Origin of the sequence: uncultured Neisseria sp. (assembly GCF_951230505.1) — a bacterium.
In the GTDB taxonomy this organism is placed as follows: domain Bacteria; phylum Pseudomonadota; class Gammaproteobacteria; order Burkholderiales; family Neisseriaceae; genus Neisseria.
Genome location: NZ_CATNVN010000041.1, coordinates 1 through 14325, shown reverse-complemented (window position 1 = coordinate 14325; position 14325 = coordinate 1). Strand labels below are relative to the sequence as shown.

General features: G+C 50.3%; 14 protein-coding genes. 11 read left to right on the top strand and 3 right to left on the bottom strand.

What is annotated here, in order from left to right; translation table 11 throughout:
* The 3 genes from Q1M25_RS04285 to Q1M25_RS04275 all read right to left on the bottom strand — a co-directional run.
* Window positions 1-828 (bottom strand): folate-binding protein YgfZ (locus Q1M25_RS04285; protein WP_300482127.1); only part of this gene is annotated, 828 nt, incomplete at its 3' end.
* A 122-nt stretch (window positions 829-950) separates the two neighbouring features.
* Window positions 951-1514, bottom strand: a complete 564-nt coding sequence (locus tag Q1M25_RS04280) for a peptidylprolyl isomerase (RefSeq protein WP_300482124.1) — start codon at window positions 1512-1514, stop codon at window positions 951-953.
* A 199-nt stretch (window positions 1515-1713) separates the two neighbouring features.
* On the bottom strand, window positions 1714-3996 hold the full coding sequence (locus Q1M25_RS04275; protein WP_300482122.1) for a TonB-dependent receptor: 2283 nt from the start codon (window positions 3994-3996) through the stop codon (window positions 1714-1716).
* Window positions 3997-4228: 232 nt separating this feature from the next.
* On the opposite strand from Q1M25_RS04275, the gene Q1M25_RS04270 reads away from it, so the two are divergent.
* The 11 genes from Q1M25_RS04270 (at window position 4229) to Q1M25_RS04220 (ending at window position 14254) form a co-directional block, all read left to right on the top strand.
* Window positions 4229-5995: an ABC transporter ATP-binding protein/permease gene (locus tag Q1M25_RS04270; RefSeq protein WP_300482119.1), complete on the top strand. Its 1767-nt coding sequence runs from the start codon at window positions 4229-4231 to the stop codon at window positions 5993-5995.
* 146 nt (window positions 5996-6141) lie between these two features.
* Complete coding sequence (locus tag Q1M25_RS04265) at window positions 6142-6867, top strand: glycosyltransferase family 2 protein (protein WP_300482116.1); 726 nt, start codon at window positions 6142-6144, stop codon at window positions 6865-6867.
* A gap of 4 nt (window positions 6868-6871) precedes the next feature.
* A complete protein-coding gene (locus Q1M25_RS04260; RefSeq protein ID WP_300482113.1) occupies window positions 6872-7801 on the top strand; it encodes a glycosyl transferase family 2 in 930 nt (309 codons plus the stop codon).
* Between the two features lie 26 nt (window positions 7802-7827).
* Window positions 7828-8265: a thioesterase family protein gene (locus tag Q1M25_RS04255; protein ID WP_070748028.1), complete on the top strand. Its 438-nt coding sequence runs from the start codon at window positions 7828-7830 to the stop codon at window positions 8263-8265.
* A gap of 103 nt (window positions 8266-8368) precedes the next feature.
* On the top strand, window positions 8369-9748 hold the full coding sequence (locus Q1M25_RS04250) for an MATE family efflux transporter (RefSeq protein WP_300482109.1): 1380 nt from the start codon (window positions 8369-8371) through the stop codon (window positions 9746-9748).
* Window positions 9749-9818: 70 nt separating this feature from the next.
* Window positions 9819-10859 carry a UDP-N-acetylmuramate dehydrogenase gene (gene murB, locus Q1M25_RS04245; RefSeq protein WP_300482106.1) on the top strand — a complete coding sequence of 347 codons (1041 nt, stop codon included), beginning with the start codon at window positions 9819-9821 and terminating at the stop codon, window positions 10857-10859.
* Between the two features lie 18 nt (window positions 10860-10877).
* Window positions 10878-11519 carry a TetR/AcrR family transcriptional regulator gene (locus Q1M25_RS04240; protein WP_004519965.1) on the top strand — a complete coding sequence of 214 codons (642 nt, stop codon included), beginning with the start codon at window positions 10878-10880 and terminating at the stop codon, window positions 11517-11519.
* A gap of 89 nt (window positions 11520-11608) precedes the next feature.
* Window positions 11609-12382 (top strand): SDR family NAD(P)-dependent oxidoreductase, encoded by a 774-nt coding sequence (locus Q1M25_RS04235; protein WP_300482101.1) that lies wholly within the window; start codon window positions 11609-11611, stop codon window positions 12380-12382.
* 50 nt (window positions 12383-12432) lie between these two features.
* On the top strand, window positions 12433-13005 hold the full coding sequence (locus Q1M25_RS04230; protein WP_101755172.1) for an SCP2 domain-containing protein: 573 nt from the start codon (window positions 12433-12435) through the stop codon (window positions 13003-13005).
* Between the two features lie 26 nt (window positions 13006-13031).
* A complete protein-coding gene (locus Q1M25_RS04225) occupies window positions 13032-13922 on the top strand; it encodes an NAD(+) kinase (protein WP_003746351.1) in 891 nt (296 codons plus the stop codon).
* Between the two features lie 26 nt (window positions 13923-13948).
* A complete protein-coding gene (locus Q1M25_RS04220; protein WP_003746349.1) occupies window positions 13949-14254 on the top strand; it encodes a hypothetical protein in 306 nt (101 codons plus the stop codon).
* Window positions 14255-14325 lie beyond the last annotated feature (71 nt).

The following is a 14325-nucleotide window of genomic DNA, read 5'->3' as shown; positions in this document are numbered from 1 at the left end:
TTCCTGTTTCAAAGCATTACCGTCTGCATCGGTCAATGCTGCTTCTGCTGCGGAAAACTTGATAACTGCAAGGCTTAGGCTGCCTTGTTCAGTCAGTGCTGTATTGAGGATGACGCCTGCTTCTTCTTCGCCGACTTTAACTGCAATACCGGTGGCTTCCAAAGAATCGCCGCTTAATACGGCCAAACCGCGTTTGACCTGGCCTCGGTATTGGGCGCGGGCGATGATTTCTTGGCCGGGGTAGCAGCCTTTACGGAAATGGACTGCGCCGATGATGTGTTGGTTGAGCATTTGGGCAACAGCCGCTTCTTTGGTTGCGGCGCAAATCCACGGATAGCCGCTGCGGATTTCGTGCAGGTTCCACGCGTTTTCGGCTCCTACCTGATATTCGGCTGCGTTTTCGGCTGCTGAAATTTTCAGACGGCCTGTGTGCGGCAAGGCAATTTCTACGGTGTTTTCTTGAATTTGGGCTGAAAAAGACAGTTGCGGTTCGGCAGCAGGATGTGGTTCTGCATTGTCTGCCAACTCGCCGCTGACTGCTAAATCGGGCATCAACTCGAAGACGACTTTTGCACGCAAGACAAACATTCTTAGACGTTTGACGATGGCTTCGGTCAAATCTTGCGCCATGACCAACAGTAAATCTTCTCCGCGATTGACGACCAACATATTCGCCAACACACGGCCTTTAGGCGTATTGTATGTGGCGTAACATGCCTGACCGGAAGCTAAATTATTAATATCATTGGATAATTGACCATGAAGAAATGAAGCCCTGTCTTCACCGCTGACACGGACAACGCTGAAAAAAGGCAGGCGGGTTTGCATAATCGACTCCTTAAATTGTAGATGCTGAATTATCGCCCAAATTGCTGCTTATTATCAAATAAATAAATTCAGGCCGTCTGAATGTTTCAGACGGCCTGTTGTTTGGGTTCAAACAATCAAAATTATTTGATGCTGACTTTGCGGATAATCACGGCTTCGGTTGGAACGTCTTGGTGGAAACCGCGTGTCGCTGTTTTTACTTTGCTGATTTTACGGACCACGTCCATGCCGGAAGTGACTTTACCGAAAACGGCATAGCCGTAGCCTTGCGGGGTTTTGCTTTTGAAATTCAAAAAGTCATTGTCGGCTGTGTTGATAAAGAACTGGCTGGTTGCTGAATTCGGATCGCCGGTGCGCGCCATGGCGATGGTGCCGACGTTATTTTTCAAGCCGTTGTCTGCTTCGTTGTTGATGGCTTTATCGGTGGATTTTTGAACCATTTTCTCGGTAAATCCGCCGCCTTGAATCATAAAATTGTCGATAACGCGGTGGAAAATCGTGTTGTCGTAAAAACCTTTTTTGGCATAATTGACAAAGTTTGCCACAGTTTTCGGCGCTTTGACTTCATCCAACTCCAGTTGGATGTTGCCCATATTGGTTTCAATCACGGCATGGGTAACCGCTTGCGCTTGCACGGAAAGTGAGATTGCGAGGGCGCACAGGGTGAGTTTGATGGATTTTTTCATATGTCTTCTCGAATGATGTATTGTGAAAATGGAATATTAACCTTGTTTCGCGTGAAATCCATAAAAAACATGTAAGATTTTTCAAGCAAAAAACATAAGGCAATCAAATCAGGCCGTCTGAAAAGGGATAAAAAACAAATTCTTGCTTTTTATCATTCCCTTTCAGACGGCCTGCTATTACGGTCAAACCGAAATCAGATTAGAAATCCAATTCCGCTTTCAGCCAATAAGTACGCGGCATACCGACGACGGCGAAGCTGCGGTCGTATTGGCCGCGTTGTACCTGCCAGTAGTTTTTGTTGAACAGGTTTTCTACCGAGCTGCTGACGGTTAAAGTATTTTTGCCGAGTTTGGTTTTGTAGCGCGCGCCTACGTCAACTAAAGTGTAAGATGGGAAGGCGTATTGTTTTTGCGTGTCTTGGTAAGACTTGCCGAAATACGAAACATTGCCGTTCAAGGTCAAGCCCTTGGCAAACGGTGTATCCCATTCCACACCTGCTTTGGCGATCACGCGCGGATTGGCAACTTGCACGCCGTTAACAAGATTGTCGGCTGCGTTCGGATAATTTTTCACGGTTGATTGCAGGTACATCAGACCAAAACTTGGACGCAAGGTATTGTTCAACAAATTGGCATAGGTATTAAACTCAATACCACGATTACGTTCCATGCCTTGCTCGTCGCCGGCCGCGCCGCCAATAGCTTTGTACGCAGCAAAATCAGTGCCCTTGGCAGTATTACCGCGCCAGTAGCCCGGACGTTTGATTTGGAACGCGTTCAACGTGGTCACGAAATTACCCCAGTTTTTACGCACACCCACTTCAAACTGACGGCTGACACGCGGTTTGGACATGGTGGTATTGCCGTCATCGTCGGTTTTGATATCGGCAGGCTCCAAGTCTTCCATATAGTTGCCGTATACCACCAAATCGGGCTGCGGCACCCATGCAACCATCAACATCGGACTGAAGCGTTTGGCATCGCCGCTTTGGCCTGCTTTTTTATCGGTATATTCAACCGCTTGGAAACGACCGCCCAAAGTCAGACGGTATTTGTTGTCGGCAAAACCCAGTGTGTCAGACAAAGCCAAGCTGTTGACTTTGATATTGGCATCAAGATTGGCAGAGCTTTCCCAATCGGTTGCATAGTCCGGTTGGAAAGAATCAAGTTGCGCTGCAATATCGCCGCTTGCAGAAATTTTCGCGCTGCTGCTACCTGCTGACAAACCGCGCGTAGTGGCGCGTTGACGGATAACGCGGTCAAAAGCCGTACTCCAGTTGTGCGTTACAGGGCCGGTTTCAAATTCGCCTCGCGCAGACAGGTTCATGCTTAAAGTGCGGAAGTATTGGTCGGTCAGACGGGCCGTACCGGTGTTGTAGTCATAGTTGCGGGCCGTTACTTTGCCGCTGGCGTTTGTGTTTTGCACATCGGTACAAGTACTGGTGGCATTCAAACATACAGTAGGGGAAATCAGCGTACCGTAATAACGCGCTTTGTTGTAGCCGATACCGCCTGTAATCTGTGCATTGTCGAACGCATCCCATTCAAACGTCAGCATATTGGTTTGGCCGACGGTGTTTTGCCAGTTCCAAGAAGGCAGCAGGTTGGTTTTACCGTCAGGTGCATCAAACAGACGGCCTTGCAGGTTTTGAATGTCCTGCATACGCGCGCGGCCGCTGTTGGTTTTGCGTTTCGCGTAGATGGAATCGAACGCCACGCGCAGTTTTTCGCCGCGGTAGTCAGCATTCAAGGCAAATTCTTTATTGTCTTCGCTGTAACCGTGGCGCGGGGTGTCGCCGTGGCGCAGTTTGCCGTTGGCGCGCACGCCGAATTCTTTGTTTTCGCCGAAGCGTTGGCCCAAGTCAAACGTGCCTTGGGCGCGGTTGTTGCTGAACCAGCCCAAACCGATTTTGCGGTTGCCTTCGTCGGCGGCTTTTTTGGTTTCGATATTGACGGAACCGGATACCGCGCCTTCAGGGTCCATGCCGTTTACGGCGGTGGACGCGCCTTTAATCAGTTGCGCGGAGCCGACTTGCACGCTGGCCGTACCTTGCGTGCCGTACATACCGGCCAAACCATTGACGCTGAATTGGCGCGCATCAAGTTGGTAACCGCGGAAGTACAGACCAGTCAAAGTATTACTTTCGCCGCCAAACTGCCAAGTCGAAGCGTCTTTTTTCGCTACGGCATCCACCAAAGTACGCGCTTCGGTGTTGTTGAGGGCTTTTTCGTCGTAATTGACCACGGTAATCGGCGCGGTAAAGGCATTGGCTTTACCCAACACGCCCAAATTCACACGGTCGCGCATATCGCCGTCACTGGCAATGGAATAAGAACGTGCGGCCTTCACGCGTTTGGCGTCGGCGTGGACTTTGACTTCCTGCACTTCTGCATGGGCTTCGGGAGCAGGGGTTGCTTCATCGGCGGCGTAGGTGAATGCGCTTGCAACCATAAGCGGCATCAGGGCTAATTTGCTGTTCATAAATTCCTTCTGAATTGAAACATTAATAATTCTTATATCGGGTAAAAAATTACAAAGTAATTTAGCTTTGCGATTATATTTGATAAGATTCCTACTTTCCACAAAAACAAATAAGAACTGTTTGTAAATACAAAAATACAACAGTTTGAAAAACTATTTTCATAGTGATCATAATTCCATAAATTTGCCGTCATTTTAGACGGCCTTTACGACCCTTTCAGAGAATACACCCATGCAAAAATGGCAAACCGAGCTTTATTCCTCACCGTCTTGGCTGGTGCAGACCTTGTTGATGGTCGCCGCAGCTTCGGCGGTGATTCTGTTTTTTGCACGCAACACGCGCTTCGGGCGCGAGTTCAGCTATATCCTGCGGCTGTGTCTGACGCCGAAAAGTGCAGTTAAAGTATTACTGCTGATTACGGCGATGATTACGCTGCTGCTGACCGAAGTGCGGTTGAATGTGTTGAGTACCTTTATGTCCAAAGGGCTTTACGACTCGATGCAGGATTTGAATGCCTCCGCGTTTTGGATGTTTGCAGCGATGAATGCGGGCGTGGTGTTGATACGGGCGTTTAACAACGTCGTTAACGACTTTCTTGATCAAGGCTTGGCGATTAAATGGTCGGAGCGGCTCAATGAAGTTTTGACTTCGCGCTGGCTTGCCGACAAAAACTACTACCGCCTGCAAATGCGCCGTCACGCGCCGGACAATATCGACCAGCGTATCCAACAGGACGCACAGGAATTCATTGCTTCGACCATTGAATTTGTGCGCGGCATGGTCAATTCGGTCGTTACCTCGCTGGAATTTGCCGTTGTTTTGTGGGGTTTGGCGGGCATCCTGACCGTGTTCGGCTTCGATATTCCGCACGGCATCGTTTGGTTTGTCTATATGTTTGTGATTTTGGCGACCTTTATCGCCATGTGGATAGGCAACCCTTTGATTCGTTTTAATTATGAAAACGAAAAACTCAACGGCGACTACCGTTATTCCCTTGTCCGCGTGCGCGACCATGCCGAAAGCGTCGCGTTTTACAACGGCGAAAAACACGAACACGACCAGCTTGCCGACCGCTTCAAAGCCATCATCCGCAACCGTTGGCGCATTGCACGGCAAAGCGTCTGCCTGAGCGGCTTTAACGATATGTTTACCAACGGCATCAAACTCTTCCCGATTATTTTGCAAGCCCCGCGCCTGTTTGCCGGACAAATCAAAATCGGCGACATCCAGCAAACCGTCCAAGCATTCGCACGACTGCAAAACGCGCTGTCTTTCTTCCGGATGTTCTACAACAAATTCACTGCCTACCGCGCCCGATTGGAACGTCTGTACGGCTTTTTGCTAAGCACGGAAGAAAAACACGCCGCACAACAACCCGAGCTTACCGAAGTTTCAGACGGCCTGATCTTAGAAAACGTTGCCCTATACCGCCACAACGGCGAAGTTTTATTAGACGGCATCAATATCAACCTCAAAAGCGGCAATTCCCTACTGATACGCGGCCCGAGCGGTTGCGGCAAAACTTCGTTGCTGCGTGCACTGGCTGGACTTTGGCCTTTCGGCAGCAGCGGTAAAGTCAGCCATCCGCCGCACCAAGACATCCTTTTCCTGCCGCAACGCCCGTACACGGCGCAAGGCAGTCTGCGCGATGCGATTTGTTACCCCGACATCGATAAACAGCATCCCGAGTTAGCCGAAGCCATGAACACCTGCCGATTAGGTTATCTGGTTGATAAATTAGATAAAACCGATGACTGGCAACATAAACTCTCCCCGGGCGAACTGCAACGCGTCGCCTTCGTCCGCGCCCTGCTCTCGCAGCCCAAAGTCATCCTCCTCGACGAAGCCACCGCCGCCTTGGACGAACCGACCGAGGCCCTGCTCTACCGCGCACTGAAACAAAAACTGCCCGACAGCATCATCATCAGCATCGGACACCGCAGCACACTCAACGAGTTCCATGATTTATGCCTTGATGTCGGTTATGTACAATGCTGAATTAAGGGCATACCAAAGGCCGTCTGAAACAGTGAAAAACGAAATCAAACGATTTTGTCAGCGCCGTTTCAGACGGCCTTTTCAAACGCTATGGCATGTTTATTTGCTATACTCTACATTGTGTTAACGTCGCCTAAAGAATATTGATGAAAACCCTGGCCCTCATTCCACATTACAACCACCCGACCACCATCAGCCACGTTGCCGAAACCATGCGCAGCTTCGGTTTAAACGTTTTAATTGTGGACGACGGTTCACGCGAAGAATGCAAACCTGTATTGCAGGCTTTGGTTTCAGACGGCATCGATGTCCTTTACCGCCCCATCAACGGCGGTAAAGGCGCAGCGGTCAAAACCGGTTTGGAATACGCCGAAGAGCATGGTTATACCCACGTCTTGCAGGTTGATGCAGACGGCCAACACTGCTTAAACGACACACCCAAACTCCTCGCAGCAGCAGAACAAAACCCCGAAGCCGTTGTTTGCGGCTGGCCGCAATACGGCGATGACGCGCCCAAAGCACGGCTTTACGGACGCAAAATTACCGACTTTTGGAATATGCTGCACACTTGGTCATGCGACATCAAAGACGGCATGTGCGGCTTCCGCCTCTATCCGCTTGCACCCGCGCTATCCGTCGTCCGCGAAGAAACCGTAGGCGACCGTATGGACTTCGACACGGAAATCCTTATCCGCCTGTACTGGCGCGGCGTCAAACCGGTTTGGGTTAAAACACCCATCCAATACGCCGCCGACGGCGTGTCCCACTTCGATGCCTTTGCCGACAATGTCCGCATCAGCAAAATGCACACACGGCTTTTTTTCGGTATGTTAAAACACCGATTGGGCAAAGTTTTCGGAAAGGCCGTCTGAAACCATGACCAACCATAAACAAACCCATTGGGCGGCACAACCCGAACGCGGCAGCCGCCTGTTTCTCACTCTGACCACACTGATGGTGCGCTATCTGCCGGCTTTTTTCATGAGGCCGTGCATTTGGTTTGTGGTGCTGTATTTTTATGCAACCGCGCCCAAACCGCGCCGTCATGTCTTACGCTATCAAACCCGTCTTCAGACGACCTTTCCCCATATCGTCCTGCCGAAACACAGCGTATTCAAACAATTCGTCGCATTTGGCGAAGCGGTTTGCGACCGTTTTGCCGTGTGGCAACGCAAAATCCGTTATGAAGATTTGGTGATTGAAGATCCGGACGACATCTATTCGCAAATCAAGCGCAACGAACGCGGCCAGATTTTTGCCTGTTCGCACTTGGGCAATACCGAAGTTTGCCGTGCGCTGGTGTCGCACCATAAAGATTTCAGACTCAACGTATTGGTGCACAGCAAACACGCGCAGGCATTTAACGAGGCATTGCAAAAAGCCGGTGCAGATCATATCCGTCTGATTCAAGTAACAGATTTGGACACCACCCTGATGATGGAATTGAACAGCCGTATCGAAAACGGCGAATGGATTGCCATCGCGGCCGACCGCGTGCCTGTACGCGGCGAGAAAACCGCCGACATTAATTTCTTAGGCCATACCGCCCCTATGCCGCAAGGTGCATGGCTGTTGGCTGCGCTTCTAAAAACGCAGGTAAACACGCTGTTTTGCGTCAAACAAAACGGCCGCTATCATTTGAAACTGCGCCGCTTTACCGATACCTCCAGCTGGAAACGCGGCAACCGTGAGGCTGCCGTCAAAGACGCGATGCAGGGTTTTGCCGACATTTTGGCGCAAGAATGTGCGCAAAATCCGCTACAATGGTTCAATTTTTATGATTTTTGGGGCGAAGACGCCGTCTGAAACCATCACATTCACTCTTTTAAACCATGAAAAAACACATCTACTGCCAACACAGCTTTGAAACCGAAGTTCCTTTTTTTGACGTAGATGCCATGCACATCGTGTGGCACGGCAACTATGTCAAATACCTTGAAACCGCGCGTTGTGCTTTTCTATCTTCCATCGGTTACGACTACAACGAAATGGGACGGCAAGGGTACAGCTGGCCGATTGTGCAGATGAACCTCAAATACATCCGCCCTGCCCGTTTCGGCCAAAAAATCCGCGTTGATATGGACATCATTGAAATCGAAAGCTGCCTGCGTATCGATTACACCATTTACGATGTTGAAACCAACGAAAAACTGACCCGCGCTTCGACTACCCAAGCTGCGGTTTCGCTTTCAGACGGCCTGATGCAGTTTCAAACGCCGGACAGCTGGTTAGAAGCAGTAAAAAGACATCCGACATTTAAGGCCGTCTGAAAAATTTATCGATTAAACAACATATTGCCTGCTTATCAGCATTACCCTTTATAATTTTACGTTTCTGTTTCAGACGGCCTTTATCCTCAATCCACACACACTTATGCTACTGAACCTCAACCGCTTTGCCTTTCCTGTTTTCTTAAAAGAAACCCGCCTGCTTACCGCCCTCGCCCTGCCTATGCTGTTGGCGCAAGTGGCACAAGTGGGCATTGGTTTTGTCGATACAGTAATGGCCGGTGGCGCAGGCAAGGAAGATTTGGCTGCGGTGGCTTTGGGCAGCAGCGCCTTCTCAACAATTTACATTACCTTTATGGGCGTGATGGCGGCGTTGAACCCGATGATTGCCCAGTTGTACGGCGCAGGTAAAACCGAAGAAGTCGGCAAAACAGGAATGCAGGGCATTTGGTTTGGCTTGTGTTTGGGCATATTCGGCATGCTGTTGATGTGGGCGATGATTACGCCGTTCCGTCATTGGCTGACATTGAACGATTATGTCGAAGACACGATGGCGCAATATATGTTCTTCACCAGCTTGGCAATGCCGGCCGCCATGATACACCGCGCCCTGCACGCTTATGCCTCCAGCTTGAACCGTCCGCGCGTGATTATGTTGGTCAGCTTCGCGGCATTTGTGTTGAATGTGCCGCTGAACTATGTGTTTGTTTACGGCAAATTCGGTATGCCTGCTTTGGGCGGCGCAGGTTGCGGCGTGGCAACGGCGGCGGTATTTTGGTTCAGCGCATTGGCTTTGTGGCTTTATATCGCCAAAGAAAAATTCTTCCGTCCGTTTGGTTTGACGGCAAAAATCGGCAAACCCGATTTGACGGCTTTCAAACAGATTTGGAAAATCGGCTCCCCCATCGGCTTGTCTTATTTTCTAGAAGCCAGCGCGTTTTCGTTTATCGTCTTTTTGGTGGCGCCATTCGGCGAGGATTATGTCGCCGCACAACAAGTCGTCATCAGCCTGTCGGGTATTTTGTATATGGTTCCGCAAAGCGTTGGCTCGGCAAGCACGGTACGCGTTGGCTTTTCGCTCGGGCGGCGCGATTTTTTGCGGGCGCGTTATATTTCAGGCGTGTCGCTGGTGTTGGGCTGGATGCTTGCTGCCTGCACCGCGCTGCTCTTGGTCATCTTTCGCTTTCAGTTGGCCGGTATGTACACCAACGATGCAGCCGTATTAGGCATTGCCGCGACTGTTTTATTTTTCGCCTCCCTATTCCAACTGGCAGATGCCACCCAATGTATCGCTTCATATGCGCTGCGCGGCTATAAAGTGACCAAAATGCCGATGTTCATCCATGCCGTGGCTTTCTGGGGTTGCGGCCTGTTGCCCGGCTACCTGCTTGCCTATCATGCCAATATGGGTATTTACGGCTTCTGGACCGCGCTGACCGTTTCGCTGACGATTGCCGCCATTGCATTGGTATGGTGCTTGGAGCTTTGCAGTAAAGAGATGGTCAAATCACATAAGGCCGTCTGAAAAATACAAGCAGTCTTTCTCCAATGATTGCGCCATTTAATCAACGAATTCCTATTTTAAAGTTAAACCCATGCAACCCATCCAATACCAAACCGACCTTACCCCTTACAACACTTTCGGCCTGAAAACCCAAGCCCAAGCATTTGTTGCACTAAAACATTCCGACGAGTTGCGCGACATCGTCCGACTGCCCGAGTTCGACCGAGATACTGTTTTATGGCTCGGCGGCGGCAGCAATATCCTTTTGATGGAGGACTACGCCGGTCTGGTTGTGCATATGGAAAACAAGGGAATACGCGAAATTGAGTGTTCAGATGGCCTGGTTTATATCGAAGCTCAGGCTGGGGAAATTTGGCATGATTTTGTTTTGCATACGGTTGGACTGGGTTTAAGCGGGTTGGAAAACCTCAGCCTGATTCCGGGCACGGTCGGCGCGTCTCCGGTACAAAACATCGGTGCATACGGCGTTGAAGTCAAAGATGTTATCCATAGCGTACGCTGCTTTGATTTGGATACGGACACCTTTGTCGAGCTTTCCAATGCCGACTGTGACTTTGCCTATCGTGAAAGCCTATTCAAACAGGAAGGCAAAGGCCGTTATGTGATTGTTTCGGTCTTATTTGCGTTGAAAGAGCATTTTGTGCCGAACTTGGGCTATGGCGATTTGGCGGCAGCGGTTGCTGAACTGAGCCAAGGCCGAGAAGCAACGGCCAAAGATGTTTCCGACGCAGTGTGTGCAATCCGCAACAGTAAACTGCCTAATCCTAACGTACTTGGTAATGTCGGAAGTTTCTTTAAAAACCCTGTTGTCAGCGCTGAAAAAGCTGCCGATTTGTTGCAGCAATACCCCAATATGCCACGCTATCCGCAGCCTGACGGTTCGGTCAAACTCGCGGCCGGCTGGCTGATTGACCAATGCCGTCTGAAAGGCCATCAGATCGGCGGTGCGGCAGTGCATGACAGACAGGCTTTGGTTTTGGTGAATAAAAACAATGCATCCGCGCAAGATGTCCACCAGCTGGCACAATATGTTTGTAATACAGTATTTACTCAATTTCAGGTAGAATTACACGCAGAACCCAACTGGCTGCCGACTTCATACAGCCTATAAAACAAAGGAGTGTATCCCATGCCGCGCATTGCTAAAGTCAACACTTACACACGAATCATCAATGCCAGCCTCGCCTTGTTTAACGAAGAAGGCGAGCGCAATATCAGCACCAACCACATTGCCGCCCACTTGGGCATCAGCCCGGGCAACCTCTACTACCATTTCCGCAACAAAGACGAAATCATCGTCCAATTGTTCAAACGTTACAGCGAGGCCCTGCTTGTCTACCTTAACGAAGCTGTGTTGCCGTCTAATGTGGAAGACTCCATCAACTACATGGCCGGTATTTATGATGTGATGTGGGAATACCGTTTCCTCTTCAGCGATGTGAATACCCTGCTTGCCCGCAGTGCCGAATTATTGGGCGAGCACAATACTTTTACCCAAGCCAAAGTGTCCCCACTGTTGGTCAACCTGCTGACCCAGCTCAACGGTCTGAACATCATCAGCGCAGACCAAACCGCTATGAACGACCTCGCCGTCAATATGTGGATGGTAACGAAATACTGGTTCGACTTCGACAGCTCCCTGCGCGGTCGCGCCAAGTTGACCGAAGATTCAAAAGTACGGGGCATCAGCCGCACACTCAGCCTGTTGCGCCCTTACCTCCTGCCGGAACACCGCGCTGAATTCGACCAAAAAATCGGCAGCAACCATTAATTTTTCCATACAAAGGCCGTCTGAAAACGTGGCTTTAACCAAGTTAAAGCTATTTTCAGGCGGCCTGTTAATTTTCGGATGCTTTATTTATGCACCTTCCCGATATTTCCATTCTCGGCTTAGGCTATCTCGGCCTTCCGCTGGCGCAAAAATGTTATGAACAAGGCAGTCAGGTAGCCGCCGTCAAACGCAACCTGACCTCTGACGACATCAATCTGCCGATTGAACTCGACATCATCGATTTGAATCAAGACGATATTTTTCACAGTTCGGCCTTGTGGCAAAACCATATCAACAAGCCGACATGGTTTTGCCTGCTTCCGCCTTCGTCATTAAACCATTACGCCGATACCCTAAAAAAATGGATTCAACTTGCCGAGCAATCTAAGGTACAACACATCATCTTTACCAGCAGCACCAGCGTGTATGGCGACCAAGCACGCATATGCGATGAAATTACACCTCCCGATCCGCAAACCGAATCCGCCCGTCAAATCCTCACAATCGAGCAAGCCTTGCTGAAAAGCGCCGTCCCCCATATCGACATACTGCGACTGGGCGGACTTTATTCTGCCGAACGTCATCCCGTTACCAAGCTGGTTCAAAAAACACGCATTCAAGGCGGCAATCGACCCATCAATATTCTTCATAAGGATCTTGCCGTCCAAGTCCTTTTTCAGACGGCCTGCCAAGCAGACGGCAAACGCATCCGCAATATTGTCGAACCCCTCCACCCAAGCCGGGCCGAATTTTATACTGCCGAAGCGGCCAAACTCGGCCTGCCGGCTCCTGATTTCATCGTTGATGACAAAAGCAACGGCAAAATTGTAAATACCGTTTGCGCAGACGGGCTAAGCCTGTAAAATTGCGACTCAACCCATTAATCCGTTTCAGACGGCATTTAGAGTAAACCATGTCCGCCCTATTTCCCCTTATCAACCACCTGATACAGCAAAATCCAGAGCAACAGCGCGAGCTGTCTGAATTTGCAGGCAGCATCATCTGCATCAGCCTGACCGGTTTCAGACTGACCGGACGCATCAGCGAACAAGGTTTTCTTGAAACCGCACACGAAACCGCCGACACCAACATCACATTCCACAACAGCGCCATCCAAAAAATCCTCCAAGGCGGCCAGCCCGGCGTGGGCGACATCAGCCTCGAAGGCGACTTGGTATTGGGCATGTCCGTCCTTCCTATTTTGGGTGGACTGCGCTATTATCCGAGCGAAGATTTGGCGCGTGTATTCGGTCATGTGGCCGCAGAAAGCATCAGCTCGCGCGCCGGCGACATCGGCCGCACCATGAAAAAAATCGGCAAAAGCATTGCCGAGCAAATCAGCGATTTTTCACGCGAACCCGAATCCCCTGTTATCGACCAAGCCACGCTTGCCGCATGGTTGGAAGAAGTGGACAAACTGCGTGACGACGTTGCCCGCCTAAACGAACGCCTCGACCGCCTCGAGCGCGATATCTGGATAGATTAGACACTTAATTTCAGACGGCCACTATCATGAAAAGCCCATTCAAAAACATCGGTATCGTTACGCGTCCCAATACGCCCGAAATTCAAGATACCGTCCACACATTGGTTTCTTTTCTGCGCGAAAACGGCTTCACCATCTATCTGGATGAATTGAGCGTAGAAGAGCACTGCGTCTATATCCAAGATTCCGCCTACTGCGAAACCGTAAACAAAGCCCAGCTGGGCAAATACTGCGACCTCGTCGTTGTACTCGGCGGCGACGGCACTTTCCTCTCCGCCGCCCGCGAAGTTGCCCCGCGCGCCGTCCCCATCATCGGCATCAATCAAGGCCACTTGGGCTTCCTCACCCAAATCTCACGCGACACCATGGTTGAAGGCATCCGCCCCGTACTGGAAGGCAAATATCTGCCCGAAGAGCGCATCCTCATTGAAGCCAGTATCATTCGTGACGGCGAAACCATCGAACGCGCCCTAGCTCTCAACGACACTGTACTTTCTCGTGGCGGCGCAGGCCAAATGATCGAATTTGAAGTCTTTATCAATCAAGAATTTGTCTATACCCAACGTTCGGACGGCCTGATTATTTCCACACCGACAGGTTCGACCGCTTACGCACTTGCCGCCGGCGGCCCCATCATGCAGGCCGGCCTGCACGCCTTCACACTCGTGCCCATCTGCCCGCAATCCATGACCAACCGCCCGATTGCCATCCCTGACACCAGCGTGATCGAAATCCTCATCACCAAAAGCGGCGACGCACGCGCGCACTTTGACGGACAATCCCATATCGACGTACAAAACTTCGACCGCATCATCATCCGCCGCTATCACAATCCCTTGCGCGTCCTCCATCCCACCGATTACCAATACTTCAAAACCCTGCGCCAAAAGCTGCACTGGGGCGAACAATTGATTTAAATACCACTTCAATAAACAGGCTGATCATGAAAACCATTTCCCAAACCTTAATCATCGCGCTGTGCGCCCTTTCCTCCCTCTCCGTCTCCGCGCACGGCATGCACAAAAGCAAACCTTTATCCTTTGAAGAGTTGCCGAAAATCTGCCAGCAATATTTTACCCGCGCAGATGCGTGTTACCAAAAAGCAGGCGATAAAGCATCGTTCCAACGCGACAACACAAAATACCTGCGCCAAATCCTGCCTGCTGCCGACGTAGGCCAACGTGAACGCATGTGCCAAATTGCCATGGATACATTCGCTGAAAAAACAAAAGGCTTAAATTGCGAATAAAGACCTTCCCCTTAGCTCTAGTAATTTTAATTTCATAAAAAGGCCGTCTGAAACATTAGATTGTTTCAGAC